The sequence below is a fragment of the Pleomorphomonas sp. JP5 genome (assembly GCF_023721815.1).
GTDB lineage: Bacteria > Pseudomonadota > Alphaproteobacteria > Rhizobiales > Pleomorphomonadaceae > Pleomorphomonas.
The window spans coordinates 1-1,275 of record NZ_JAMDLI010000023.1; the positions used below are offsets into that span (position 1 = coordinate 1).

The 1,275-nt window shown below is 60.6% G+C and carries 1 protein-coding gene; it reads right to left on the reverse strand.

Annotated features, from left to right (window positions below):
- Nucleotides 1-16: 16 nt before the first annotated feature.
- Complete coding sequence (locus tag M4J40_RS22330) at nucleotides 17-1,171, reverse strand: IS4 family transposase (protein WP_251756633.1); 1,155 nt, start codon at nucleotides 1,169-1,171, stop codon at nucleotides 17-19.
- Between the last annotated feature and the right edge of the window lie 104 nt (nucleotides 1,172-1,275).

Genomic DNA, 1,275 nt, shown 5'->3' on the forward strand with positions numbered 1-1,275 from the left:
GCCACTGCTGTCCGGTTTAAATCGCCAACCCAGGGAGAAGCATCTGCCTTGGATCGCTTACGGGCGGTTTGGGTGGTGTTTTGAGATGGCAAATGGATCTCCGGTGCATGATGTTGACGCGAACGAGGCGAGTAAAAGTCAGCAGTCTTTGGACTTCGGTCTGGGTCGCCTGCGCCATTCGGATCAGGATGTAGGCAATGAGGGCGACGAAGATCTGGATGCGGATGGCGTTCTCGGAGGTGCCGAGGAAGTGCTTGATTCTGAGGTTCTGCTTGGCCCATTTGAAGAACAGCTCGATCTGCCAACGCTGCTTGTAGAGGTCGGCGATCTCCTGGGCTGGGGCGTCGAGATCGTTGGTTAGGATGCGCAGGATCTTGCCGGTGGAGATGCGGACGGTGACCTCACGCACCGGATCGTTCATGGGGTTCTGTCGCGACCAGGCAAGGCGCTCGGGCAGCATGCCGATGCGGTCGGTGAGCACGGAACCGGTCTCCGGCACTGGGTTGATGCGGCTCACCCTCAACGGAGTGTGGGACTTGAAGCGGGTGACGATGCGGCAGCCCTCGGCGTGGAGCCTGGCCCACCAGGCGAAGTCATAATAAGCGAGATCAAAGACATAGGTCATGCCTGGGATTGGCTCGAACGCCTTGGCCGGGGTGACGTCACCCACCGTTTGATCGGTCAGTGCGATCTGCATGGGGGCGTCGGCATTGGGATCGTAGACGAGATGCATCTTGGCCGCCCACAGGCCCTTGCGCTCGCTGAGCCAGGCGGCGCTGAGCGAGGACAGGCGGATGTGGGTGGCGTCGATGATCCGCACCGCGTCGCTCATCTGCCGGCGCGTTCGCCTGCTGGCGGTCTGCGCCATGTTAGCGAACAGGCCGGCAAACAGCGGCCAGGGTCGCTTGGCGTTGGCATCGGCGAGCGTCGATCGGGCGGGAAGCTTGGCGCCGACGTGGTAGAGGCAGCTCTGGTGGCTGCTCATCGCCGCCTCGATCTCGCGCAGGCTGACCGCGCCAGCCAACTGACCAAATAGAAGCGCCAGAAACTGGCTCTTGGACGACAGACGACGCACGCGATGGTCGGCTTTGTAGTCGTCCACAAGACGATCGAAGATCGCCCATGGAATATGGCGCTGTATCTGATGAAAGACGCTATGGTGATGCTGCATGGCGTTGATCTCCTGCTCGTGTCCAGAACGCGGCTAAACGTCTGAAGACGAGTAGAATCAATGCCATGCACCCTGTCCAGTGATTTAAACCGGACAGCAGTGGC